The organism is Paenibacillus sp. FSL R7-0313 (assembly GCF_037969885.1).
In the GTDB taxonomy this organism is placed as follows: Bacteria; Bacillota; Bacilli; order Paenibacillales; family Paenibacillaceae; genus Paenibacillus.
In genome coordinates this window covers 4228644-4252736 of record NZ_CP150219.1, presented here as the reverse complement: position 1 = coordinate 4252736, position 24093 = coordinate 4228644, and the positions used below count along the sequence as shown (strand labels likewise).

The window sequence follows — 24093 nt, the reverse complement described above, 5'->3', positions numbered from 1 at the left end:
GCTTTGTATACCTTTATAACCGTTACGCTCTTCGTAATCCCCGAGAACGTGACGATCGCGAAGTGCCTTCTTTGCGGAAAAAGAGACCGAGTGCTCCCTTGGCACACCACAGTGCAAACAAAGCAAACAGCGTGCCCCAGAACAACGCGGGAAGGAATGTCTGCTGAGCGAGATTCGCTGCATCCCCTGCCCGTGAAGGCTGAGTCCAGGACATAAATCCAACGTATACAGCACTAACGACTGACTCTTCCAGTGTAAGAAACGCCAGTAACAGATAATAGAACTTCACGATCTTAGCGCCAAAAATCATAATGACCACATTCAGAACGATAAACCCGGTCAGCCATAACATACCGAACTCCCCTCTTACATATAACAGGAGCGACACCAGAGCGACAGCCGTCATAATACCGAGTCCCCACATGTGCAAGCCTTTGCGGTATAAGTAAAACAACAGCCAGGCGAACAGTGATGCACTGATATATCCCGCCAGAGAAACCAGGACCGATCTGCCTGGCGTCAGCATGGAAGAGTAAGTTACACCACTATGATCAGCGTACAATTCAATGCGTAGCACTTTACCGGACAATACAAGTGTCATTAGTGCATGACCGAATTCGTGAATCATCGTATCCAGGTTACGGAACAAGGACGAAAATGGAATGAATCGTGTAAGAAAGACGGAGCCTAGTAGGAACAGTATCGTTTTGATCCACTTATTCAATCGACCATACCTCCTTTACCTTCAAATAAACAAGCCTATCCTTTATAGAGGTTGTTCAAAAAGTCCGCTTTTGATTACGAAGGATGCCTAAAGGCATCATCAGCGTCGAATATGGCATTCAGCCGAAATGTCCGTTGCTCACGTAGTTTCCTACGCTCCGCTACTCCATTTCTAGCTTCATTCCATCTTCTTGGTACTGAAAACCGATCTTTTTGAACACGCACTTATACTACGCTTTTTTCACTCGATTCGTTTCGGCTTCCGAACTGTAAGGCGCAGTGCTCCATCCACCAGCAGAAGCTCCGATTGTGTCCAATGAAAAAAGAAGATAGATCATAGCGGCCCTTTTCGGTCTCTAGCGTAACGAGCAGTCGGTTCCGCATCCGACGGAGCGCATAGTGAACGAATTGATCTGCAACTTCACTTTGTATCAGGGTAACATAAGCATACAGGGAATGATCGACAGGTTCATCAAGCGGACTCACCCCTGCACATGAAAATTCCGTCCTCACGCCCGCACTCTGAAGTATGGACAATGCTTTCACAAGTTCGGCATCGACTTCAACACCGTTCCAAATCTCTGTTTTCTTCGCGGATACCGTATGTTTGTCACGTTCCGTCCAGTGCATCAGCTCCAGCTTACGTCGTCTCCACAGATAGGCAGGCTGTTCACTTAACAGCACTTCATGTTCCTCATTTAAACTCATGCAATGTGTCCTCCTGTTCTCCTCGATCCGGTCACCTTATTCAACAAAGAGAGAGCACATCCCTGTGCTCTCTGCTTTGCAAAAAGGCAAAGGAATGGCGATCCATTCCTCAGCATGTTGTATTATTGTACCTTTTTCGGTGAAAGGCATCAAACTGATCTTTTATTATTCGTTCAGCGCCAGTTTTAGAGCCTCCAGATTCTGTCTCATCACGCTAATGTAGTCCATTCCCGCCGCAATTTCTTCCTCGGTGAGTCCCTCAATCGGGTTCAATACAGCCGTCTTGGCTCCCACTTCACTTGCAATCGTCTCAGACACTTTGGATGAAACCAGTGTTTCGAAGAAAATTGTCTTCACTTGATGCTCTTTTGCAAAATCAATAACGGATGCCATCTGTGCTGCCGAAGGTTCTTGCTCAGGAGACAATCCTGCGATGGGCACCTGTTGCAATCCGTATTCCTGTGCAAGGTAGCCAAATGCAGCGTGTTGTGTGATGAAATCCTTTCGTTTGCTATCCGTCACAGCCGCCTTGAAGTCTTGATCCAGTGACTCCAGTTGAGCAACATAGGCATCTGCATTTTGCTTGAACTGTTCAGCGTGTTCTGGAGCAGCCTGCGCTAATCCCGCTTCAATATTACGTACTTCTTTGACAGCCAATGCAGGTGACAGCCATACGTGGGGATCGAGTCCACCGTGATCGTGATCATGTCCTGCTTCTGCCTCGGCGTCATGATCGTGGTCATGTTCTGTTGCCTCTGAATCTTCATGATGGTGATCATGCTCTCCACCTTCAAGCAGGTTGATGCCCTTGCTTGTTTCCACCTGAATGAGTGAAGCGTTGCTTAGACTTCCGGTGACCTGATCCATCCATGATTCCATACCCGCACCGTTGTATACAAGCACATCCGCTTTTTCAATGCTGGCAATATCTTGTGGTGTGGGCTCCCAATCATGGGGCTCCATCCCCGCTGGAACGAGGGTATGCACTTCAGCGAGATCACCTGCCACATTTTTGGTGAACTCATACATCGGGTAGAAGCTGACCTGCACGTTTAATTTTGCCGTTTCCGTCTCGACTGGAACGGAAGTGCCTGTCGAAGCTGTATTTGCATCAGAAGCGGATTTTTGTCCGCAGCCTGCGACGAGAAGTGTAAGACTAAACAACAATCCGAGCGTAGCTTTTTTACTGAATTTCATGTGATGTATTCCTCCTAGAATGGTTGACCAGAATGACGTGCTGTGATTTCGTTTCTTTGCGATGACGCTTGCGGTTATATCGTGCAATCAGCTTTTGCGCTGATATTCCAGTCAATAGGATGACCAACAGGATGAGTGCAATTGTTCCTCCCGGTGGTGTATTTAGATGGTAAGATGTTATGAGTCCGCTAAAAATACCAATTAATCCTGTAATTACAGCGACAATAATCGCTGCTGTAAAACTGCGAGACACTCTTAGTGCCAAGGCAGCAGGCAATACAATGAGAGCAGACACCAGCAACACACCGACGATCGGCATGGCTGAAGCTACAGTCATTCCTGTCAGAATGGCAAATGCAAACGATAAACCTTTTACCTGAACGCCCCCAATGGAAGCTGTCTCTTCATCAAACGTAAAGCTATAGAGCGGTCTTCGGAGCAGGATGAAAAAAAGTAAACCCATGACACATACTCCTGCCATCATCCACAACTGTATATCGCTAACCGCGACAATAGATCCGAATAAGTATGAACTGAATGTCTTGGACAGATTGGTTTTGAGACTCATCAACACTACAGCAAGAGCCAGCCCCGAAGTCATGATGATTGCCACAGGTACCTCGCTGTAGGTTCGGTAACTTCGACGCAGTTGTTCAACCAGTAATGCACCGATAATTGCAATGGCGAATCCGCAGATCACCGGGTTAAGATTCATGACCGAACCGAGCGCAACCCCTGCAAGTGAGACATGGGATAACGTGTCTGCCATTAGTACCTGCCGCCTGAGCATCAGATAGACCCCGAGAATTGGAGCGATGACTCCAATCAGTCCACCTGCCCAGAAGGCACGTTGCATGAATTCGTACTCAAACACTGCCATTCCTCACTTTCTTGCCGCTCCAGAGTAATTGATCGGTCCAATCGATCTCCCATCTCTTCCAGTCCATGAGTAACCATAATAATCGTTATCCCATGAGCATCAACATAGTGGCGCATCAGATTGTAAAATCCTTCACGGCTGTGGCGGTCCATCCCCGTTGTTGGCTCATCCAGTACCAGAACCTGCGGTTGCCCAGCCATAGCTCTTGCAATACAGATCCGCTGCTTCTGTCCACCGGACAGCTCACCGACGCGTGTATTCCGATATTCCCACATGCCAACTTCCCGCAGACTGCGTTCAACGATGGCATTCTGCGTTGCTGTGAATCTGCGGAATAATCCCAACCTGGTGTAACACCCGGACCGGACCAGTTCATTCACCGTACTGGGAAATCCACTATTAAACGATGCCACCTGCTGGGGCACATAACCGATATTGGACTTGTTCCCACGTTTCAACTGCGGATTCATATGTATCGTGCCGCTCCAGGGCTTCAATAGCCCTAGCAGCAGCTTTAACAGGGTCGTTTTGGCAGAACCATTGGGACCTGTGATGCCTATGAACTCTCCCACATGGATATCTAGCGACAGTTGATCAATGACCGGCTCTTTGCCATATCCAAATACAACATCACGCATGGAGGATAGTATCATGACTTTCCCTCTTTTCGTAAATATTACGATTTAAAAATATCAAAAAAATTTTATCTGGTTTCCCGGTGGATCGTCATTTTCTTCAAACGCGGAGAGTACTTCTTCATCTCAAGTCTCTCTGGATGGTTACGTTTGTTCTTGGTTGTTGTATAGTTGCGGTCCCCGCACTCGGTGCAGGCTAAAGTTACAATGACTCTCATGGTTGTTGCCTCCTCTTATTTAATCGTAATAATTACTATTTAATGATAGTAGCCTATGCTTTTTCTTTTGTCAACTCCATATCTGTTACAGTAAAATTTTGTATGCACAATATAATTTCATATGATATACTGCTTTGGTATCATTATACTTTACCTACGGAGGAACTAGATGAAGATCAAAAAATCAACTTTTATTGGGTCATTGGTAGCATGCAGTTTGGCTTTCGGTGCCCTGGGTGTAGCAGCTTCAAACGGAATTCAGGATATTGAAGCGGCACTCGACAGCAACATTAGCTTTAAAGTAAACGGTTTATCTTGGACACCCAAGAATGAAGCTGGAGACAAACTGAATGCACTGGTATATGACGGTGATGTATACTTGCCTGTAAGTACCACAGCAGAAGCACTCGGAGCCAACGTATCTCTGAATGTTAGCAACAAAGTTGTAAGTATCACTAATTCAGGTAGCGGTAAGTCAAGCAGTTCGAGTAGTAATAACAGCAGTACAGGTACCAAAGGTTCTGAAGATTCAAGTAAACCAGGTAGTTCAAGTAACTCAAGCACTTCTGGCTCAGTCAAGATGACTGGAACTGACGCTCAGATGATAGTCAAATTGCAAAAAGAATCTTTAACATTGATCAAAATGTATGGTAAAGCACTTAAAACAGGTAGCACTAGTGAATTTGATAAGTACATAGATGCTAAAGTTATTGAAAATCCCGAGATCGACATTTTTGATCTGGGTAAGCAATCCCAGAAAGATAAATTTAAGACTACAGTCAAAGGTATCATTGCAGCAAATGATAAAAAAACGCTGACTAAATATGCAGATCAGTTGATTAACATCAAATCAGCTGATTTTAAAGTGATTGCAATGAACGATAAAACCAAAACAAGACACAGTTACAAAGCCATTTATTATCCACAAGGATGGACGGGTTCCTATGGAGTGTACCTTACCTTTGTGTTTAGTCCGCAAAAAAGCGGCAACGGTGATTTTTATCTTGGCGATTTGTACTTTAGCTAAAGTCCTTAATACAATATAATCATTGATCTTCAGGGGCACTATTGCACTTGAAGATCTTTTCTTTTCACTTCAACTCCACGCTGGAAAAGGATCTTTCAGTTCACGCCAGTTCATCAACATCTCCTCCTCCGTAAGAAGGGTCTCATCCAATGTACGTTCAATCTCCGCCCGGTCCATGTCAATGCCGATAAATACTAATTTGGTTACGCGATCACCCCACTCATCATCCCAGTCCGGTATGCTTGGCAATGTATCGCCAAAATGAAGATGTCTTTCCTCCTCACTCATCGCACCTACCCATATTCCTGCTGGCGCAAGCTGCTTTGATGTGCCTGCATGACTGAAAGAGATTGCCATATGGTTCCTTGTCGCCAGCCACATCAGGCCTTTGGATCGCACAATACTATCTGGATATTTCGCAATCCAACGCAGCAAGCGTTCCGGGTGGAATGGACGTTTACGATGATAGACGAATGAATGAATTCCATATTCTTCAGTCTCCGGGGTATGTTCCTCTTTCATTAATTCGCGGATCCAACCCGCGGACTGGCTTGCTTTTTCAAAATCAAAACGTCCTGTGTTCAATATCTCTCTTGGATCAATATGCCCATGTGTTGTTCGAATAAGCTTAGCTTCTGGCTGCATGGCGTGTAACGCCTTCTCAAGCTTCGAAAGTTCTTCCTCCGACACCAGATCACATTTGTTAAGAATCAGCACATCACAGAATTCCACCTGATCCGTCAGCAGATGAACGATTCCGCGAACATCGTCCTCCCCCGCTTCCTGACCACGATCCTTCAGTGTTTCTTTGGAATAAAAATCACGCCAGAACTGCGCAGCATCGACAACCGTAACCATCGTGTCGAGACGAGTGAATTTCGTCAAATCAATGCCGAGTTCCTCATCGATATACGTAAACGTCTGCGCAACAGGTACCGGCTCACCAATACCCGTCGATTCAATCAATATGTAATCAAAAGAACCATCCAGCGCCAGCCGCTCGACTTCTTTCAGCAGATCCTCCCGTAAGGTGCAGCAGATGCAACCATTGGACATCTCTACCAGCTTCTCATCAATACGTGATAGGCCTCTACCGTCTCGTATTAAACCTGCATCGATGTTAACCTCACTCAGATCATTGACGATGACAGCAACCCGCATTCCCTCGCGGTTATGAAGCAAATGGTTAAGCAGTGTCGTTTTGCCTGCACCCAAATATCCACTAAGTACGGTTACTGGAACCCGCTGTTGAACCTGTTGATCTGACATTTCTGCTTCCTCCACTCTGTTTAAGTTTTAACTTTAATCGTAATTATTACTATTAAGGATGCAATCCGAACTATACCGCAGTTTTCTCTCGGTTGTCAACTCTAATATGATGAAAAATCTTGATTAATCGTAAAAATGTTGATTAAAACATAGGAATGATGTATGTTGCCGCACGTACAAGCATATATTTTAGCAAAGTCCTAGTTGTGGAGGTCTGTTTCATGAAAATGGCAGCCAATCTGAAGCTCCTGTCCTTCCTGATCCCTTGTGCATTTCTTGTTCCCGTGTTGATCACAATGGCTCCAGACTTGAAGGAAGCATGGAACAGTGAAGCTTTGCAAAATATGAAAACCGTATTCATAGGTATTTTCCTTGAAGCCGCACCTTTTCTGCTCATGGGTGTGTTATTGTCCTCGCTCATGCAGTGGTTCGTATCCGAAGAAATGGTCCGCAAACTCACGCCCAAGAATCCGATCGGTGGGGTGCTGGTTGCAGGGTTGCTCGGTATTATTTTTCCCATTTGTGAATGTGGCATGATCCCCGTAGTGAGAAGGTTGATGCACAAAGGCATGCCAGCCTATATCGCAGTTACATTCATCCTGAGTGGTCCCGTAGTCAATCCCATCGTATTTACCGCAACCTTGCTCGCCTTTCCCTCCCATCCTGAGATTACCGTTGCCCGCATGGGATTGGCCTTTGCCGTAGCAGCTTCCATAGGTATGCTCGTGTATGTGTTTGTTCGTCGAAATCCCCTTCGGTTGCCAAAAGTCGCAGTGACAGAGGTTAAGACACATCCTGGGTTTAAAATGGCGCAACCTCATGCACATGCAAATGCTCATGACCACAACCATGTGAAAAACTGGCGCAGCTTCTTCATTCATGCCGGAGACGAATTTGTCGATATGAGCAAATATCTGGTGATCGGTGCCTTGATTACAGCCTGCATCCAAACATTCATTAGCCGCAGCGATCTGATCTCACTTGGCAATGGGCCTGTCGCCTCCTACGTGTTCATGATGGGCTTTGCTTATGTACTGTCTCTCTGCTCCACGTCCGATGCTTTTGTGGCTTCTGCGTTCTCACATACGTTTGCACTTGGGCCGCTGGTATCCTTCCTTGTGCTTGGTCCAATGTTGGATTTCAAAAGCACGCTCATGTTGCTCTCCACCTTCCGTACCCGGTTTGTTATTGGGCTAAGTCTAGCCATTATTACGCTTGTCTTCGCTGGCTCATGGTTGATTAATCTGCTGGTATAAAGGTTGAGCAAAATACTTCATGACTTAAATGGTTAATCCTATGAACTTTCATCCTGATGATTAATAGAAATGAGGTGATGATATGAACCACACTATCTATACGATGACAAAATCTCCTGTTCCAAGATCACACGTCATCCAATGGCATAACCTGATCCGTGCGGTCTGGATCGGCGGTCTTGCGGTATACATTATTCATTTGAATTCAAGTGATTCGCTTCATTATTATTTGGCTCCTACCATGCAAAAACTGCTGTTATGCTGCCCTGTTCCCTTATTGTTTATTGCTGTTATCATGGCCTGGCATGGACTGTTCGGTAGAAACGAGGTTCATTGTGACTGTGAGCATCCACCGCCCTCAGGGTTCCTTCGCAGCTCAATGGTATATGGTCTGATTGCCATACCCTTGTTGCTGGGATTTCTGTTACCTGATCGGGCGCTCGGCAGTTCCATGGCCAGTCAGAAAGGCATGTCTCTCACCTATGCCCCTCCCGAGATTCGTCGGAAAGAGCCTTTACCTGATCCGGCAACGCAATTGAATGTACAGGATCTCACACAACAATCAACGGCTGTGCAGCCTGCATCGGCCACCAAAATACAGTTCATACCACCAGACGAGTATAGCCGCGAATTCGCTGAACTGGCGGAGAAGTTGTATGCAGAACAGGTCATTCGAGTCTATCCTGAAATTTTCTCTGAAACCCTCGGTACGATCGATATGTTCCAGCGACAATTTGCAGGCAAAGATATCTCTTTAACCGGGTTCGTTTATCGGGACAAAAGCATGGATCATGAATCACATTTTGCACTGGGACGATTTCTCGTCATGTGTTGCCCCGCGGATGCGGCTCCCTTTGGCGTGATGATTCACATCCCAGAAGCAGATAACTTCCCTACAGATAGCTGGGTGCAAATCGATGGCAGCATCGGTTCTGCACAGGTAAACGGTAAGGATACGATTGAGATTCGGGCAACAAAGGTGACCCCCGTAGCCGAGCCATCCACGCCTTATATTTACACCAATGCGGACTCGGTGATGGCGTATGAGAAAATAAAGAGCCAGTAGTTGCAAGTAGTAGTAACAACTTGCACCACAACGACAAAAAGCCCCAAAGCGATGGATTACATTGCTTTGGGGCTTTCATGTTCAGTCAGATATGAGATTCCATCAAGCCTGCTCTGATTGTATTACTCCGTTACGATATCATGAACCAATACAGGAGCATCGGCATGATCTGCAATCGTAATGTTTTCTTTGATCTTCGCAATGACGTCTGCTACGTCTTCACGATTGGCATGGATTGTCACTAGGGACTCACCAGCTTTGACTGGGTCACCGACTTTTTTGTTCAGCATCAGACCAACCGCGAGATCAATCTCGGACTCTTTTGTTGCACGGCCTGCGCCGAGCAGCATTGCTGCAGTTCCGATTTCGTCAGCGACGATTCCGGCAACATAGCCGTCTTTGTCTGCTGGGACTTCAACCAGGTATTGTGCTTGTGGCAAACGATCTGGATGATCCACAACCGAAGCGTCTCCGCCTTGGTTTGCCAGGAAATCTTTGAATTTCTCCAGTGCTTTACCATTCTGGATCACTTCTTTTAATTTCTCCTCAGCATGCTCCAAGGAATCTGCCTTGCCAGCAAGGAATACCATCTGACGTCCAAGAGCCAGACACAGTTCTTCCAGATCTTTCGGACCTTTACCTTGCAGGGTGAGGATGGCTTCTTTTACTTCAAGCGCGTTACCAATCGCCAGACCTAGTGGTTGGGACATATCGGAGATAACAGCCATCGTTTTACGGCCAACATTGTTACCGATGCTTACCATAGCATGTGCCAACTCTTTAGCATCTTCCGTTGTTTTCATGAATGCACCAGCACCCGTTTTAACATCCAATACGATTGCATCAGCACCTGCTGCAATTTTCTTACTCATGATGGAGCTGGCGATCAGTGGGATGGAGTTAACGGTAGCTGTTACGTCACGCAGTGCATAGAGCTTTTTGTCTGCAGGCGTAAGGTTACCACTTTGTCCAATAACTGCAACCTTGTGTTCGTTTACGAGACGAATGAACTCTTCTTTTTCAAGTTCTACGTGGAAACCAGCAACGGATTCCAGTTTGTCTGTTGTACCACCCGTATGACCAAGTCCACGTCCGGACATTTTGGCAACAGGGACATCCAATGCAGCAACGAGTGGAGCGAGTACCAGTGTTGTTGTATCGCCCACACCACCTGTGGAGTGCTTGTCTACTTTGATGCCTTCGATAGCGGACAGATCGATCGTTTCACCGGAATTCACCATCGACATCGTCAGATCAGCGCGTTCCTTGTCTGTCATATCTTTGAAGAATACCGCCATCGCCCATGCGCTGACTTGATAGTCCGGGATCTCTCCTTGTGTGTATCCTTGAACAACAAAATCAATCTCAGCTGTTGTCAGTTCTTTTCCGTCGCGTTTCTTGGCAATAATGTCTACCATTCTCATGATGATCTCTCCTTGTGTGTGTATTGATTGTATAGAACACTTTAATGTTAGTCCGTTACGGCTCCGGATCGTTCCTTCGATCGCTGTTGTCTCCAAGTTTTTTTGATCCATTTGGCAATGGGAAAACTCGGAGACAAAGGCGAACGCTTCGCTTCTTCAGAATCGATTCCGGTTCCTTCACTCCGTGCTTCAAACAAAAGTTTCGATTAAAATCATTTGATTATTGTATATAAAATACAAGAACATCTGTTGTCATCTTATACAACATTTTGTTGTTAGTTCGTTACGGCTCCGGATCGTTCCTTCGATCGCTGTTGTCTCCAAGTTTTTTTGATCCATTTTGTAATGGAGAAAACTCGGAGACAAAGGCGAACGCTTCGCTTCTTCAGGATCGATTCCTGTTCCTTCAATTACAGTGTGATTGCTGTGTCCAGGGCAACTACCATCATATCGTTGAACGTTTTTTGACGCTCTTCGGCAGATGTTTCTTCGCCTGTCAGCAAGTGGTCACTTACCGTCAGGATGGTCAATGCGTTAACACCAAACTTGGCAGCGATGGTGTACAGTGCTGTTGTTTCCATCTCTACGCCCAGTACGCCGTGTTTCATCAATTTCTCAGTTACTGAACGGTCATCGCGATAGAAAGAATCGGAGCTGAACACGTTACCGACATGAATCTTCATGCCTTTAGCTGTTGCACGGTCATATGCTTCTTTCAGCAGGGAGAACGTAGCGATTGGTGAGAAGTCATATCCACCGAATACGTGTTTGTTCATGCTGGAATCTGTACATGCTGCTTGTGCAAGGATGACGTCACGTACACGTACATGCTCCTGCATACCACCACAAGTACCTACACGAATCAGGTTTTTTACGCCATATTCGCTGATCAATTCGTTGGCATAGATTGCGAAGGACGGAATACCCATCCCTGAACCTTGCACCGAAATCCGGTGTCCTTGATATGTACCTGTGTAACCGAGCATTCCACGAACCTCGTTGTAACATACAACATCTTCAAGGTAAGTATCTGCAATATACTTCGCGCGCAATGGGTCTCCTGGCAAAAGGATCGTTTCTGCGATATCTCCGGGTTTTGCTCCAATATGTGTACTCATGAATGAATCTCCTCCAGTTATACATTTAGTCTATTATGATGGAAGGAGCGGAGCAGCCACAGCTACCCCGACATCCCCTATCCCGTTTTCAAAAAAACTTATTTCAAATCCTTCAGGAAGCTGGTACCGTATTCCGGCATTTTCACTCCAAAGTTCTCGGCTACGGTTGCACCAAGGTCAGCAAATGTGCTACGCAGATCAAGCTTTTTGCCCTCGCTGAAGCGCGGAGAGTAGGCAAGCAGTGGTACATATTCACGCGTATGGTCTGTACCTCGGTATGTTGGATCGTTACCATGGTCAGCTGTGATCAGCAGCAGGTCATCATTGGTCATTTTGGCAAAAATCTCTGGCAGCCGTGCATCATAGTCTTCAAGTGCCTGAGCATAACCTTGCGGATCACGACGGTGACCGTACAGGGCATCAAAATCAACCAGGTTCAGGAAGCTGAGTCCAGTGAACTCTTCATCCATCGTTTCGGACAACTTGTCCATACCATCCATGTTGGAGACGGTACGAACAGCCTTGGTCACACCTTCTCCATCATAGATATCTGCGATTTTACCCAAGGCAATCACATCAAATCCGCCATCTTGCAGTTCATTCATAACCGTACGACCAAAAGGTTTGAGTGCATAGTCATGACGATTCGCAGTACGTTTCCAGTTACCCGCTTCACCTACAAATGGACGTGCAATAATGCGGCCCAGCATGTACGGATCTTCAAGTGTAATTTCACGGCAGAACTCACAGATTTCATACAGTTCCTTCAATGGGACAACGTCCTCATGTGCTGCAATTTGTAGAACAGAATCCGCGGATGTGTACACGATGAGCGCGCCTGTTTCAACATGCTCTGCACCCAGCTCATCCAGAATTTCCGTGCCGCTGGCCGGTTTGTTTCCAATTACCTTGCGGCCTGTTTTCTCTTCAATGCGCTGAATCAACTCATCGGGAAAACCATTCTCGAACACACGGAAAGGTGTATCAATGTAAAGACCCATCAGCTCCCAGTGACCTGTCATTGTGTCTTTGCCTCTGGATGCTTCCTGCATCTTGGTGTAATACGCTTTAGGTGCATCCGCTACAGGGACACCCTCGATTTCTTTGATGTTGGACAGTCCGAGACTGGCCATGTGAGGCATTTTCAGACCTCCGCGTTCACGTGCAATGTGACCGAAGGTATCTACATCAAAATCATCAAATTCTGCTGCATCCGGCGCTTCGCCGATCCCTACAGAATCCATAACGATCAGATGTACTCTTTTGAATGTTGACATAACCTAAGCACTCCTTCCAATAATCCGGTTTACAAGAACAGTCCGGCGATGATCGCTGACAATACACTGACAAGCGATGCACCGTAAAGCAGTTTCAGACCGAAGCGGGCTACCACATTACCTTGTTTCTCATGAAGTCCCTTCACCGCACCGGCAATAATACCGATGGAAGAGAAGTTAGCGAACGATACGAGGAAGACGGATACGATCCCTGTTGTTCTGGCAGACAATAAGGTCTCCTTCGCTAGAGCAAGCATGGCAACGAATTCGTTGGATACCATTTTGGTTGCCATAATACTTCCCGCCTGAATCGCTTCTTTCCAAGGAACACCCATAATAAAGGCTAATGGTGCAAACACATAACCAAGCAGTTCCTGGAACGAAATACCAAGCACCGCGCTGAAAATTCCGTTAACAAGTGCAATCAAGGCAACAAAACCGATTAACATCGCAGCTACGATGATGGCAACTTTGAATCCATCCAGGATGTATTCGCCGAGCATTTCGAAGAAGGACTGTTTTTCCTCTTCCTGTACTTCCAATATATCTTCTTCCTCTGTAACTTCATAAGGATTCACAATGGAAGCAATGATAAAACCGCCAAACAGGTTCAGCACAAGTGCCGTAACCACATATTTCGGATCAATCATGGACATATAGGCACCGACAATCGACATCGATACCGTGGACATCGCCGAGGCACACAAGGTGTACAGCCGATGTTTTGGCAACAACCCAATTTGTTTTTTCACAGAAATGAACACTTCAGATTGCCCCAATACAGCCGAAGCAACCGCGTTATATGATTCCAGTTTGCCCATTCCGTTGATTTTGCTTAATACCAGACCAATATATTTTATAACAAAAGGTAAGATTCGGATATACTGCAATATCCCAATGAGTGCAGAGATGACAACAATCGGCATCAATACGCTGAGGAAAAATGGTGTCCCTACGGTATCTGCACCTACGGTAGTCAAATCACCAAATACAAACGCAATTCCTTCATTCGCATAATCAAGCAAACTTTTAAATACGGACGCGAAGCCGCCAATCAACCATGTCCCAACTCCTGTATTCAACAAGGCATACGCCAGGATCACCTGTAAAACAACCATAACGACCAGTGGTCGGTAGCGAATCTTCTTTTTACCGTTGCTTGCGATATAAGCCAGTCCAAAAACAACGAGTAAACCAAGAAGGGCAATTAGAAATTTCATTTGATCTCTCCTTTGAAGGTAGTTAAGCCGGATGTGGAAATTCAGCTCAAAGGGTTCTTAAGCATTTTTATCAGTAATCTTTCAGAAAACTTATGAAGCGCTTACAATAAGTTCCGTTAATTAAAATATAAGTGTAAGTTGTATTCCCTGTACCTGAGTCGAACGCCCAAGTACAGAGAATATAACATTACTTTTATTTATTAAGCTTTTTCTTGATAAGATGCTTTTGCTTAATAAGAAGATGTAGACTGACCACCCTGCATAATCTTCACGCCAGAACTTGCACCGATACGAGTTGCACCCGCTTCGATCATTTTCTGCATATCTTCCAGGCTACGTACGCCACCGGAAGCTTTAACGCCAACATCAGGACCTACAGTACGACGCATCAAAGCGATATCTTCTGGCGTTGCTCCACCTGTGGAGAAACCTGTAGAAGTTTTAACAAAATCAGCTCCAGCTCGCACAGCTGCCTGACAAGCACGTACTTTCTCTTCATCCGTCAACAGACAAGTTTCAATAATAACTTTCACCAAAGCTTTACCCGCAGCCGCTTCAACAACAGCACGAATATCTTGTTCAACGAAATCATCTTTGCCATCTTTTAAAGCACTGATGTTGATGACCATATCGACTTCAGTTGCACCCTTAGCAATCGCATCTTTCGTTTCGAAAGCTTTTGTCTCCGATGTAGATGCTCCCAGAGGGAAACCAATAACGGTGCAGATATCTACGCCAGAACCCTGCAACTGCTCAGCAGCATAAGCAACCCAGCCTGGGTTAACACATACGGAAGCAAACTGATATTGCTTTGCTTCTTCGGTTAACTTGGCCATTTCACTTTGCGTTGCGTCCGCACGAAGCAACGTATGGTCGATCATTTTAGCTAATTGTGGTGTAGTCAATTGAATCTCTCCCTTATCTGAACTAGTTATTTTCTATACACTTACACTAACATGAACATATGTAAAAAGCAACTTGAACTTTTGTTCAAGATTCAACTTACAGTTCTTGCTTCGTTCTATTTTCTGCCTAACAAAGCAAAACATCCGCCCTTTTTGCGTGGCAGATGTTGTCATCCATATCCATTTGAAATTAGAATCGCAGTAATGCCTGTGCTGTGTACTGATCCGTAACCAGAATATTGGCATAATGACCTTTAAGCGCGGCGTGAATGGCTTCAATTTTGCGTTGTCCCCCGGCAACAAGAATTGATTTTTCCTTATTTCTCAACTCGGCTAGATCAATTCCAACGGTTCTGCTGTTAATCTCTTCACTGATCAACTGACCTTCCGCGTCGAAAAAGCGTGAACAAATGTCACCTGCACCGGAGTTCATCAGCAATTGTTGCTCTTCTTCATTGAAGTAACCGAGCCTGAACAGTAACGCATCTTCCTTCACAGTACCCACGGTAAACAAAGCAATGTTGGCCTGTCTGCCAAGCTCTACGATTCTGCCAATATGCCGATCGGCTTCCACCATGTTCTTTACTTCAATGTTGTCGAAAATAACGGGCAGTGGCAAATACCTTGGTACCGTATGGAATGCCTCAGCGAACAAATGAACAATCTCAGCTGCATACGTATTGACATGGGAGTGGCTTACGCCCCCCTTCAATTGCACGACTTCGACACCTTTAACCTGCTTGGGACGAAGTTGGCGTGCGACAGCATGCATGGTTGTTCCCCAAGTCACGCCGATAATATCTGCATCCTGAACTGTCTCCTGAAGGTAGTCTGCTGCTCGTTTGCTAATATGCTTCTGTATTTCCTCATCACTCTTCAACGGGGCAAAACACACAAGTGCCGTATCCAGATCATATTTCGACTTGAGTTCTCCGGCAATGATATCGATATCCTCCAGCGGGTCCATAATTTCAATCCGGACGTATCCACGATCTTTGGCGTACTGAAGTAACCTTGATACGGTTGGACGCGACACGCCCAACCTTGCAGCAATATCCTGCTGGCTATAATCGGACTGATAATACAATTTCGCTGCTTCAATGCTTAATCGTTGCTTCTCCAGGTCCATTCCCATGTGCGCTCATCTCACTCATCCTATTGTCTTTGGAAAATAAATACTCGTCCTGTATATTATACATGGATTGAGTATCTGGTCACTACATAGCATCCAATTCAGTATCATGATCAATCCATTCATATCCCTTTCTGACGTATAAAACGGGGGAAACGATGCATACTACTGCGGTCGCTTCATCATTGCCAAGAATGCTTCACCCCATTAATCGCACAGAGAGGAAGAATTGTATGTCTACCTTATTGTATATTACTGCCCATCCTCATGATCATGAAACCTCCTTCAGCATGGCTACGGGCAAAGCATTTATTGATGCTTATCGTGAAAGTCACCCTTCTGATGAGGTTGTTCACCTCGATCTGTATCGTTCGGATATTCCGCATATCGACGCGGATGTCTTCAGTGGTTGGGGCAAACTGCAATCGGGTAGTGACCTGACTGTCGAAGAGCAGACCAAAGTTAGCCGTTTGAATGAACTGTCGGATCAATTTGCCTCAGCAGATAAATATGTTTTTGTAACCCCAATGTGGAACTTCTCGTTCCCTCCAATTCTGAAGGCTTATGTCGACTCGATCTGCGTAGCTGGCAAAACATTTCGTTATACCGAACAAGGTCCTGTTGGACTGTTGTCCGACAAAAAAGCGTTGCATATTCAGGCTCGCGGTGGCATTTATTCCGAAGGCCCAGCGGCTCAGATGGAATCCGGTCATCGTTATCTGAGTATTATCATGTCTTTCCTTGGCGTGCCGAAGCTTGATGGCATTTTTGTAGAGGGGCATAACCAGTATAAAGATCGAGCGGATGAGATCAAGCAACAGGCTATAGAGCAAGCACGCACTTTCGCAAAACAGTTTTAAGAGAGGTAGTTAAAAAAGTCCGCTTTTGATTACGAATGATGCCTAGTGGCATCATTAGCAGTGTAGTAAACAATTAAATTAGAGCAAAAATAAAACCCGCGTGCGACCTTGGGGATAATCCCAGGAAACACGCGGGTTTTCAATGTATAATCAACCTAGAGCTTATTGATGTCCAGCGCTGGCACGGCTCATGGTTTCAAGTTTACGTGTGATCGCATGACGGTCCACTTTTAATCCCCAGATCATTTCAATAATCTGCTCTTTCTCCTCAGGACTGTCAGCATGTTTCAGTTGCATTAACAGATCATGCATTTGTTCATTAATGCCTTCGAATTGAATCCATAAATCCTGTCTTACCTCTTTGGAATCCAGATGATGATTCGCATCGACTTCTTCCTTCAATGCTTGCAGAATAGCATCTTTCCATTCGTCATCACCTAGCTGTTTCGCAATGTTCAGGAGATCCAGATAATCGTCAACAAGAAGTGAGTTCAATTCAGCATGTGTTTTCATCGTTTATTGCATCCCCTTTTCGTCTATTTACCAAGTATTATACTCGGTATTTCAGGATATGCAATAGCTGTCGGAAAAAGTTGATTTATGTAGCCTGTCCCTTCAACCTGTGAACAAGCAAATTACACAAGACAAAACCGATCAAAACATACACACCGATCATCCCCACAATGCCTATCCATCCAAGATGACTGTAAAGCAGTCCACCTCCTGTTCCACTTACGCTTGAACCAAGATAGTAGAAAAATAAATACAACGCATTGGCCTGGGATTTGTGCTGATTGGCCACGAGTCCAACCCAGCTGCTTGCGATGGAATGACCGCCAAAGAAACCAAAGGCAAACAGGGCGAGTCCGATAATTTTGACCCAAAGCGCTGGATGAACGGTACAGACTGCACCAGCCAGAATAATGCTCAGCGCGATTCCAAGCACATGTGATCTACCGTAACGATCGGCAAGCCTGCCCATCCAGGTACTGCTCACTGTACCCATCAGATACACCACAAAAAGACTCCCAACGATGGACTGGCTAAGTTGATAGGGTTCTCCCGTTAATTCAAAACCGATATAGTTGAACAGGGTCACGAATCCCCCCATCAGGAGAAACCCGAGTCCATACAGGCATAACAGCCTTGGATTGCGACATTGTGACCACAAAAGAGGTATTGGATTTTTGAATCCGGGTGCAGCTTTGACAAAATGACGGGATGGCGGGATGACAAGCCAAAAAACAACGGCTGCACACAGTCCAAGAATACCAATGAAACCCACAGCAGCGCGCCAACTGAACCAATCTGTCACCACACCGCTGATGAAACGGCCGGCCATGCCTCCTATCGAATTGCCACTGATATATAGGCCCATGGCATAACCAAGACTTCTAGGTTCAATTTCTTCTGACAGATATGTCATGGCTATCGCTGGCAACCCTGCGAGTGCCACCCCCTGAAGAATACGAAGCAGAAGAAGTTCCGTATATCCCGGGCTGAATGCGCTCAGCAAAGCAATTACAGAAGATATCACCAGTGCTGCTGTCATAATAAAGCGTCGGCCCACAGAGTCAGACAAGGACCCGATGAACAGCATCGTCAGTGCCATGGCGATCGTTGTTACCGATAACGTAAGACTGGCGTGTGCCGGTGTAATGGAGAATTCATCGCTAATCTCAGGCATTAGGGGTTGGAGACTGTAGAGCAAAGCAAAGGTGACAAAACCTCCGGCGAACAGTGCAAGGCTAATGTTACGAAACGTCTTAGTTCCCTGCTGAATCATGGATGTTCCAACTTTCTCAGTAAGAAAGCTTCTTGGATCGACTGTGGCCTGATCGCCGGTCAGTGAAGCCTTCCATTTATCGTTATTTAGTGAACAGTTTCCGCTCCATATGGGTCAGAAACTCATAACCATCTGGCGTTACAACAACGGTGTCCTCGATTTGGAATCCACCTGCACCAAGCTCGTAATAAGGCACCTCCACACATAACACCATACCGGGCTCCAGTACGCGATGGTCACCAGGAGAGAGCGTCATATCATCGTACAGTTCCAATCCGATGGCATGTCCGACATGCTGACGTCGATAATGCGGAATTCCCTCACACTGTACGCGAGACACTGCCGCATGGAATACTTCCGACGCCCTGACTCCAGGGCGCACGGTTTCAAGTGCCGTCTCCCATCCACTTTTGACTGCAGCAAAATGTTTTATCATCCAAGCGGTAGGCTCCCCTGCAACAACCGTGCGGCCCGTATCTCCCCAGTATCCTTCCAGCTGCAGGCAGAGGTCGAAACGAACCTGATCTCCGGTCTCAATCGTATGAAAATAATTTTCAATGAGTGGCAACGCACTACGTGGCCCTGCCCCTACCGCTGTCATTGCGGGAGTTCCACCTGCTCTCATCACAGCCATACGATAATGATCGGCAAGTTGCTTCTCATGAACACCTGCGGCAATCAGGTCAATTACTTCCTGCTCAATCCGTTCATTTAATTGGGCAGCCTGACGCAGTTGCTCGATTTCAAAAGGTGTCTTGACCAGGCGGATTTCTCGGAACAACTTATATGCGGGTATTACCGGTCTGTCAGGAACCTCCTCCTTGATTCTCGTCAGAATGTCGGGAGCAATCCGCATCTCATCGATTCCAATCGGCTGATCTTCGATCTCAAGCTGTTTTAATGCTGCCTTGAGTGCTTCTGCCGGACCTGGATGAATAACCGTTGTTTGCAGGAGAGAATAGAACAGATCAATGTCGTCAGTGGAAGGTTTGCCTTCGATCGAACCTTCCACGAAAAAGTCACTATAGGCAAATATGTCCACCCCCGTAATACCAAACTGAGCCACAACGCCCAACCGATTCGTCGGAATGATGATGCATGGCTTAGCAGATCTGTCGGCAGGTAGAACCGCATAAATCTGCATGGTCCAGTTGCTTGCACGCAGCTGGGACCCGATGACATAGTGAATGTTCTCCGGAGTCGTTGCAATCAGGGCGCTTAGCCCCTGTGCTTTCATCACTTCTTCCGCCCGATCCCGATTCAGACCTGAGCTATGGGATAGATGCTGTGAATTATTCATTTTGATCCAGACCTCCTTTTGTTTTCCTGCGACCAAACAAACTTTCAAGTCCTGGTACAGAGCGCAGCACTAGTTTAATCGTCATAAACAGAGCCAGCGCAAAAGCGATCAGAACTACAGACACCACGGCAATCGTTGGGTCCTGCCATTTCTCCATATACAGGAATAGCTGTATTGGCAACGTGTAGCTGTCCTGACGGAGCAGCAGCAGTGCAGCCTCGACCTGATCGAAAGTGAAGACAAAAGCGATTGACCCTGACAGAAGCAGGGATAGGCGGAGCTGTGGAAGTGTAATTGTGAAAAAAATACGCAACGGCCCTGCGCCAAGGTCCGCGGCAGCTTCCCGATGAGCCGGGTGCAGATTGGCTAACGCACTGCCTACAAGAGTGAGCACGAATGGAAGCACAATGACCGCTTCACCCAAAATAAGCGCAAACAGTCCGCCAGCAATATGCATTTTCGAGAACAAAATCAGATATGCGATACCCAGCGTAATTTTCGGCATAACCATCGGAGATACAAAAAATGCCCTTAAGATACCAGAACCCGGGAAAGGGTACTGCACGATGGCTAGCGCTGCAAGTGTACCTGTAATCAAAGCCAGCAGAACCGCCCCTGTAGAAGCAATAAGGCTGTTCTTGAATGCATCGAGAAACTGCGTCTGTTCACTCAGATTGGCATACCATTTCAAGGTTAGACCTTCGGGCGGGAATTTGCTGGCTGAACCTGAGCCTACAGATGTCAACATAATCATCAGCAGTGGCAGCAGCAAATAAATTGCTACAGCGCCCACAAAGATATAGAGCAGCAGCTTGGTGCCCCTATGCGACTTAACCATACGCCTGACCTCCCTTACGGGAACGACGGAACATCAGCATCTCTGCTCCTTTATTCACAAGCAGCGAGACAACGATGGAAGACACAAGCAAGAACAAGCTGGCAACCGCAGCCATCGGCCAGTTGGTATCCAAGGTACGCTGGTATATAAATACCGGAAGTGTCATGACTCTTCCCCCACCGATCAACTGAGGTGTGGTGAAGGCGGTGAGACATAGCGTGAACACAATCTGTACCCCGCTTGCAATACCTCTTGCCGATAAAGGCAAGGTAATGGTCAGGAACGTTCGCCAGCTGTCCGCGCCCAGATCCTGAGCAGCTGCCTTTAAGGAAGCGTCACTTTGGGACAGTACATTCAGGATCGGAAAGACCATAAATGGCAGGAAAATATGGACAAGGGCCACAACAACACCTGTCTCGTTGTATATCATGCTGAATCCTTCCTCGGTAAGCCCCAACCGGATGAACAACCAGTTCATGAAGCCCTGTTTGGACAGCAACAGCTGCCATCCGTAAGAACGCACAACTGCACTGACCAGTAGCGGAAGAAACGTAAGCAGCAGCAACAACTGTTTCATGCCAGGTTTCTTTAGACCCGCTATGCAATAGGCCAGCGGATAGGCAAGTAGAAGGCTCCACAGCGTAACCTTGAAGGCAATGCGAAACGTCGTGTCAATCAGCTTCCAATAATAAGGGTCGGACAGAAAAGCACGATAAGCTCCCAAATCCCAACCCCGAATAAGCTTTCCATTCTCATACATATCAAAGCTATATCTGCCAAAGATCAGCAACCCGCCCAGATACACGATGCCCATCAGAGCAAGCGCAGGCAACAGAAGCAGCAACCGGGTTACCCATGTCCGGTTTCCAAAGGAATACAGATTCACGATTCGATCCGCGATCCGGTTCATATTCCTGTCCCCTGTACACGATCATGCATGGGTTCGGATAACAAGAGCGCGTCCTCCGGGTCAAAGCCAATTTGTATTGGCTCACCTGGACTATAACGTGGGGCTCCCCGCTGATGCAGCACACTGGCCTGAACCAGAAAACCTTCAGCAATCTGCACGCTGTATCGAATATTTGCTCCGCCGTATACCGCTTCAATCACATGTCCATCCAGCTTGTTCAGGCAATGAGTTGCATCTTCTCCAAGTCGAATATACTCATTACGAATCGATAAGGAATGTTGTGCTCCCGCTTTCGGTACGGCATTTCCATCACTGACTTTCACCAGCAATGGTTTGCCAAAGCATTCTACCCGAATTCCATTCACCTCATGTCCTAACACTTCCGTCTCAAAGAGATTGGTATCTCCAATAAACTTGGCCACGAAGCTATCGGCCGGTCTTTCATAGATTTCATCAGGGGTTGCGTATTGCAGCAGCTTTCCGGCGCGCATGACGCCAATTCGGTCAGACATATTCATGGCTTCGCTCTGATCATGCGTTACAAAGATAAACGTTCCGCCGAATTCGCGCTGGATGCGTTTCAGTTCTCGCTGCATATCTAGACGCAGCTGCATGTCCAATGCAGAGAGAGGTTCGTCAAGCAGCAGCACTTCAGGTCTGTTAATCAGTGCGCGAGCAATGGCGACGCGTTGGGCCTGCCCCCCGGACAGCTCGGATACCGCACGCCTGCCATAGTCTCCGAGCTGGACCAGATCAAGCATTTCACCTACCTGTCGTTGGATATCGGCTTTTGGTAACTTCCTCACCTTTAGTCCATAGGCAATGTTGTTGAATACATCCATATGAGGGAACAACGCAAGCTGCTGAAAAATCATGTTGCTGTTGCGTCCATAGGCCGGGATGCCGGTAACATCCCGGCCTCCCAGCATAATGGTGCCCTGATCCGGCTGCTCAAGTCCGCCAAGCATGCGCAGCAGTGTGGTTTTGCCACAGCCACTCGGACCAAGCAAGGAAACGAACTCTCCCTTTTTCACTTGGAGTGTTACTTGATCAACGGCGGCTCGTTCACCATAAGTCTTCGTGACTTCCCTTGTTTCAATGGATATGGTCTCTTGTCCGCTGCTCATCTCTGATTCCCTCCCTTCCATTCCGGATTCATAACAGAACCCGGAATCGTTGTGTGCCTGGCAACAATCCTTTTATTGAAGCTTTGTTTTCACGAGTCGATCCCATAGTTCTTTCCAGGAGGAACTGTTCTGTGCAAGCACATCCCAGTCTGGATTAATGCCGTTACTTTGCGTTTCGACGGAGAATGAAGGATCATCCTTGTACTTGTCCGGAACTGCAGCTGTCGTACTGGTTACTGGTGTACCCGTTGCTTCTGCGTATTGTGACAGTGCCTCTGCGCTCAACAATTCGTTAATAATTTCGTTTGCAACACGTGTCTGCTCTGGTGTTGAGCCTTTCACTACCTGAAGTGTATACGGGAAAGAGATGGCACCTTCACTCGGATATGCTACGGCGAGTGGAGAACCGCCATCAATCCATGTCTGTGCAACCTGTGCACTGAATGGGGCAATGAGAGCATCACCTGACTCCAGCAGTGCCTTCAGCTGATCATTGGATGAAACCAATGTGCCAATCTGGTCATTGCGATCTGCCCAGAACTGGAAGGCTGGCTCGGGATTATCATAGGATGCGCCAATCTCCTGACCTTTGGTAGCAATCAGTGGAGAGATATAGGAATAGAACATGTAGTCCCAAAGCGCAGTTTTTCCTTTGAACTCCTCGTTATCCCATAGATCGTTCCAGCTGGTAGGCGGCGTTTTCACCAGGTCTTTGTTATACACCAGGGCAAAGCTCGAAACGCCCCAGACCACACCTTTATTATCAGGCTTGTGGAAGGATTCCGGGATATCCTTGATATTGGTCACGATACTTGTATCCAGCGGCTCCCACATGTCATCATTCAATCCTTTTGCCGTCGCATCTGCATTAAAGTAACCGAAGTTAACCACCGGATTGTTGGCATCAGCCTGCTTGCCTGCAACCATCTTTGGGTACATTACCGAATTGGAGGATTCCTCAAAGGTGACTTCAACGTTGGGATGTTCTTTCACATACTCGGCAACCACTTCTTTGGGTACAACATCCTGATTAGAGCCAGCCCAGATAAACATCGTCAGCTTAACTTTGTCTCCGCTTGCTCCTGAAGAGTCGCTCTCTCCGGCAGTATTACTTGAGCTGCCTGCTCCACCGCAGGCCGAAAGCACCAATGTACCGGCCAGTGTCAGAGAGGCGAGGCTGAGAAAGCGTTTTTTATTGGATTTGAACATGCAAATTC

24 protein-coding genes are annotated in these 24093 nt (G+C 46.7%); 4 read left to right on the top strand and 20 right to left on the bottom strand.

What is annotated here, in order from left to right:
• Window positions 1–22: 22 nt before the first annotated feature.
• From NSQ38_RS18740 to rpmG, 6 genes are all read right to left on the bottom strand, one after another.
• Window positions 23–724 carry a M50 family metallopeptidase gene (locus tag NSQ38_RS18740; RefSeq protein WP_339783421.1) on the bottom strand — a complete coding sequence of 234 codons (702 nt, stop codon included), beginning with the start codon at window positions 722–724 and terminating at the stop codon, window positions 23–25.
• Window positions 725–948: 224 nt separating this feature from the next.
• Window positions 949–1431: a hypothetical protein gene (locus NSQ38_RS18735; protein ID WP_339783419.1), complete on the bottom strand. Its 483-nt coding sequence runs from the start codon at window positions 1429–1431 to the stop codon at window positions 949–951.
• Between the two features lie 165 nt (window positions 1432–1596).
• Window positions 1597–2628 (bottom strand): metal ABC transporter substrate-binding protein, encoded by a 1032-nt coding sequence (locus NSQ38_RS18730; protein ID WP_339783417.1) that lies wholly within the window; start codon window positions 2626–2628, stop codon window positions 1597–1599.
• Window positions 2615–3508 carry a metal ABC transporter permease gene (locus NSQ38_RS18725; RefSeq protein WP_091034857.1) on the bottom strand — a complete coding sequence of 298 codons (894 nt, stop codon included), beginning with the start codon at window positions 3506–3508 and terminating at the stop codon, window positions 2615–2617. Before NSQ38_RS18725 ends, NSQ38_RS18730 begins: the two co-directional genes overlap by 14 nt.
• Window positions 3454–4161 (bottom strand): metal ABC transporter ATP-binding protein, encoded by a 708-nt coding sequence (locus tag NSQ38_RS18720; protein ID WP_339783416.1) that lies wholly within the window; start codon window positions 4159–4161, stop codon window positions 3454–3456. The genes NSQ38_RS18725 and NSQ38_RS18720 overlap by 55 nt, the downstream gene beginning before the upstream one ends.
• A gap of 50 nt (window positions 4162–4211) precedes the next feature.
• Window positions 4212–4361 (bottom strand): 50S ribosomal protein L33, encoded by a 150-nt coding sequence (gene rpmG, locus NSQ38_RS18715; protein WP_036613813.1) that lies wholly within the window; start codon window positions 4359–4361, stop codon window positions 4212–4214.
• Between the two features lie 169 nt (window positions 4362–4530).
• On the opposite strand from rpmG, the gene NSQ38_RS18710 reads away from it, so the two are divergent.
• On the top strand, window positions 4531–5388 hold the full coding sequence (locus NSQ38_RS18710) for a hypothetical protein (RefSeq protein ID WP_339783414.1): 858 nt from the start codon (window positions 4531–4533) through the stop codon (window positions 5386–5388).
• 69 nt (window positions 5389–5457) lie between these two features.
• On the opposite strand, the gene NSQ38_RS18705 is transcribed toward NSQ38_RS18710, so the two are convergent.
• On the bottom strand, window positions 5458–6657 hold the full coding sequence (locus NSQ38_RS18705) for a GTP-binding protein (RefSeq protein ID WP_339783413.1): 1200 nt from the start codon (window positions 6655–6657) through the stop codon (window positions 5458–5460).
• Window positions 6658–6878: 221 nt separating this feature from the next.
• On the opposite strand from NSQ38_RS18705, the gene NSQ38_RS18700 reads away from it, so the two are divergent.
• Together NSQ38_RS18700 and NSQ38_RS18695 are read left to right on the top strand one after the other, a co-directional pair.
• Window positions 6879–7913 carry a permease gene (locus NSQ38_RS18700; protein ID WP_339783412.1) on the top strand — a complete coding sequence of 345 codons (1035 nt, stop codon included), beginning with the start codon at window positions 6879–6881 and terminating at the stop codon, window positions 7911–7913.
• A gap of 82 nt (window positions 7914–7995) precedes the next feature.
• Window positions 7996–8979 carry a TIGR03943 family protein gene (locus NSQ38_RS18695; RefSeq protein WP_339783411.1) on the top strand — a complete coding sequence of 328 codons (984 nt, stop codon included), beginning with the start codon at window positions 7996–7998 and terminating at the stop codon, window positions 8977–8979.
• Between the two features lie 122 nt (window positions 8980–9101).
• On the opposite strand, the gene NSQ38_RS18690 is transcribed toward NSQ38_RS18695, so the two are convergent.
• The 6 genes from NSQ38_RS18690 to NSQ38_RS18665 form a co-directional block, all read right to left on the bottom strand.
• Entirely contained in the window at window positions 9102–10403 is a 1302-nt protein-coding gene (locus NSQ38_RS18690; protein WP_036613808.1) for a pyrimidine-nucleoside phosphorylase, read from the bottom strand.
• Between the two features lie 410 nt (window positions 10404–10813).
• On the bottom strand, window positions 10814–11521 hold the full coding sequence (gene deoD / locus NSQ38_RS18685; RefSeq protein ID WP_017688193.1) for a purine-nucleoside phosphorylase: 708 nt from the start codon (window positions 11519–11521) through the stop codon (window positions 10814–10816).
• A gap of 98 nt (window positions 11522–11619) precedes the next feature.
• Window positions 11620–12798: a phosphopentomutase gene (gene deoB / locus NSQ38_RS18680; RefSeq protein ID WP_017688192.1), complete on the bottom strand. Its 1179-nt coding sequence runs from the start codon at window positions 12796–12798 to the stop codon at window positions 11620–11622.
• 29 nt (window positions 12799–12827) lie between these two features.
• Window positions 12828–14018 carry a NupC/NupG family nucleoside CNT transporter gene (locus NSQ38_RS18675; RefSeq protein ID WP_315935721.1) on the bottom strand — a complete coding sequence of 397 codons (1191 nt, stop codon included), beginning with the start codon at window positions 14016–14018 and terminating at the stop codon, window positions 12828–12830.
• A gap of 230 nt (window positions 14019–14248) precedes the next feature.
• A complete protein-coding gene (deoC, locus tag NSQ38_RS18670; RefSeq protein WP_076215422.1) occupies window positions 14249–14899 on the bottom strand; it encodes a deoxyribose-phosphate aldolase in 651 nt (216 codons plus the stop codon).
• A gap of 214 nt (window positions 14900–15113) precedes the next feature.
• Window positions 15114–16052, bottom strand: a complete 939-nt coding sequence (locus NSQ38_RS18665) for a sugar-binding transcriptional regulator (protein WP_062836066.1) — start codon at window positions 16050–16052, stop codon at window positions 15114–15116.
• Window positions 16053–16288: 236 nt separating this feature from the next.
• On the opposite strand from NSQ38_RS18665, the gene NSQ38_RS18660 reads away from it, so the two are divergent.
• Window positions 16289–16915 carry an FMN-dependent NADH-azoreductase gene (locus tag NSQ38_RS18660; protein ID WP_339783409.1) on the top strand — a complete coding sequence of 209 codons (627 nt, stop codon included), beginning with the start codon at window positions 16289–16291 and terminating at the stop codon, window positions 16913–16915.
• Window positions 16916–17077: 162 nt separating this feature from the next.
• Here NSQ38_RS18660 and NSQ38_RS18655 read toward each other — a convergent pair whose 3' ends face one another.
• From NSQ38_RS18655 to NSQ38_RS18625, 7 genes are all read right to left on the bottom strand, one after another.
• Complete coding sequence (locus NSQ38_RS18655; RefSeq protein WP_036613800.1) at window positions 17078–17428, bottom strand: hypothetical protein; 351 nt, start codon at window positions 17426–17428, stop codon at window positions 17078–17080.
• 85 nt (window positions 17429–17513) lie between these two features.
• Window positions 17514–18701 carry an MFS transporter gene (locus tag NSQ38_RS18650; RefSeq protein WP_339783407.1) on the bottom strand — a complete coding sequence of 396 codons (1188 nt, stop codon included), beginning with the start codon at window positions 18699–18701 and terminating at the stop codon, window positions 17514–17516.
• Between the two features lie 82 nt (window positions 18702–18783).
• Window positions 18784–20001: a Xaa-Pro peptidase family protein gene (locus NSQ38_RS18645; protein WP_339783405.1), complete on the bottom strand. Its 1218-nt coding sequence runs from the start codon at window positions 19999–20001 to the stop codon at window positions 18784–18786.
• Window positions 19994–20839 carry an ABC transporter permease gene (locus NSQ38_RS18640; protein WP_339783403.1) on the bottom strand — a complete coding sequence of 282 codons (846 nt, stop codon included), beginning with the start codon at window positions 20837–20839 and terminating at the stop codon, window positions 19994–19996. Before NSQ38_RS18640 ends, NSQ38_RS18645 begins: the two co-directional genes overlap by 8 nt.
• A complete protein-coding gene (locus tag NSQ38_RS18635; RefSeq protein ID WP_339783401.1) occupies window positions 20832–21749 on the bottom strand; it encodes an ABC transporter permease in 918 nt (305 codons plus the stop codon). The genes NSQ38_RS18640 and NSQ38_RS18635 overlap by 8 nt, the downstream gene beginning before the upstream one ends.
• Window positions 21746–22876 carry an ABC transporter ATP-binding protein gene (locus NSQ38_RS18630; RefSeq protein ID WP_339783399.1) on the bottom strand — a complete coding sequence of 377 codons (1131 nt, stop codon included), beginning with the start codon at window positions 22874–22876 and terminating at the stop codon, window positions 21746–21748. The genes NSQ38_RS18635 and NSQ38_RS18630 overlap by 4 nt, the downstream gene beginning before the upstream one ends.
• A 72-nt stretch (window positions 22877–22948) precedes the next feature.
• Window positions 22949–24085, bottom strand: coding sequence for an extracellular solute-binding protein (locus NSQ38_RS18625; RefSeq protein WP_339783397.1), 1137 nt, complete (start codon window positions 24083–24085; stop codon window positions 22949–22951).
• Window positions 24086–24093 lie beyond the last annotated feature (8 nt).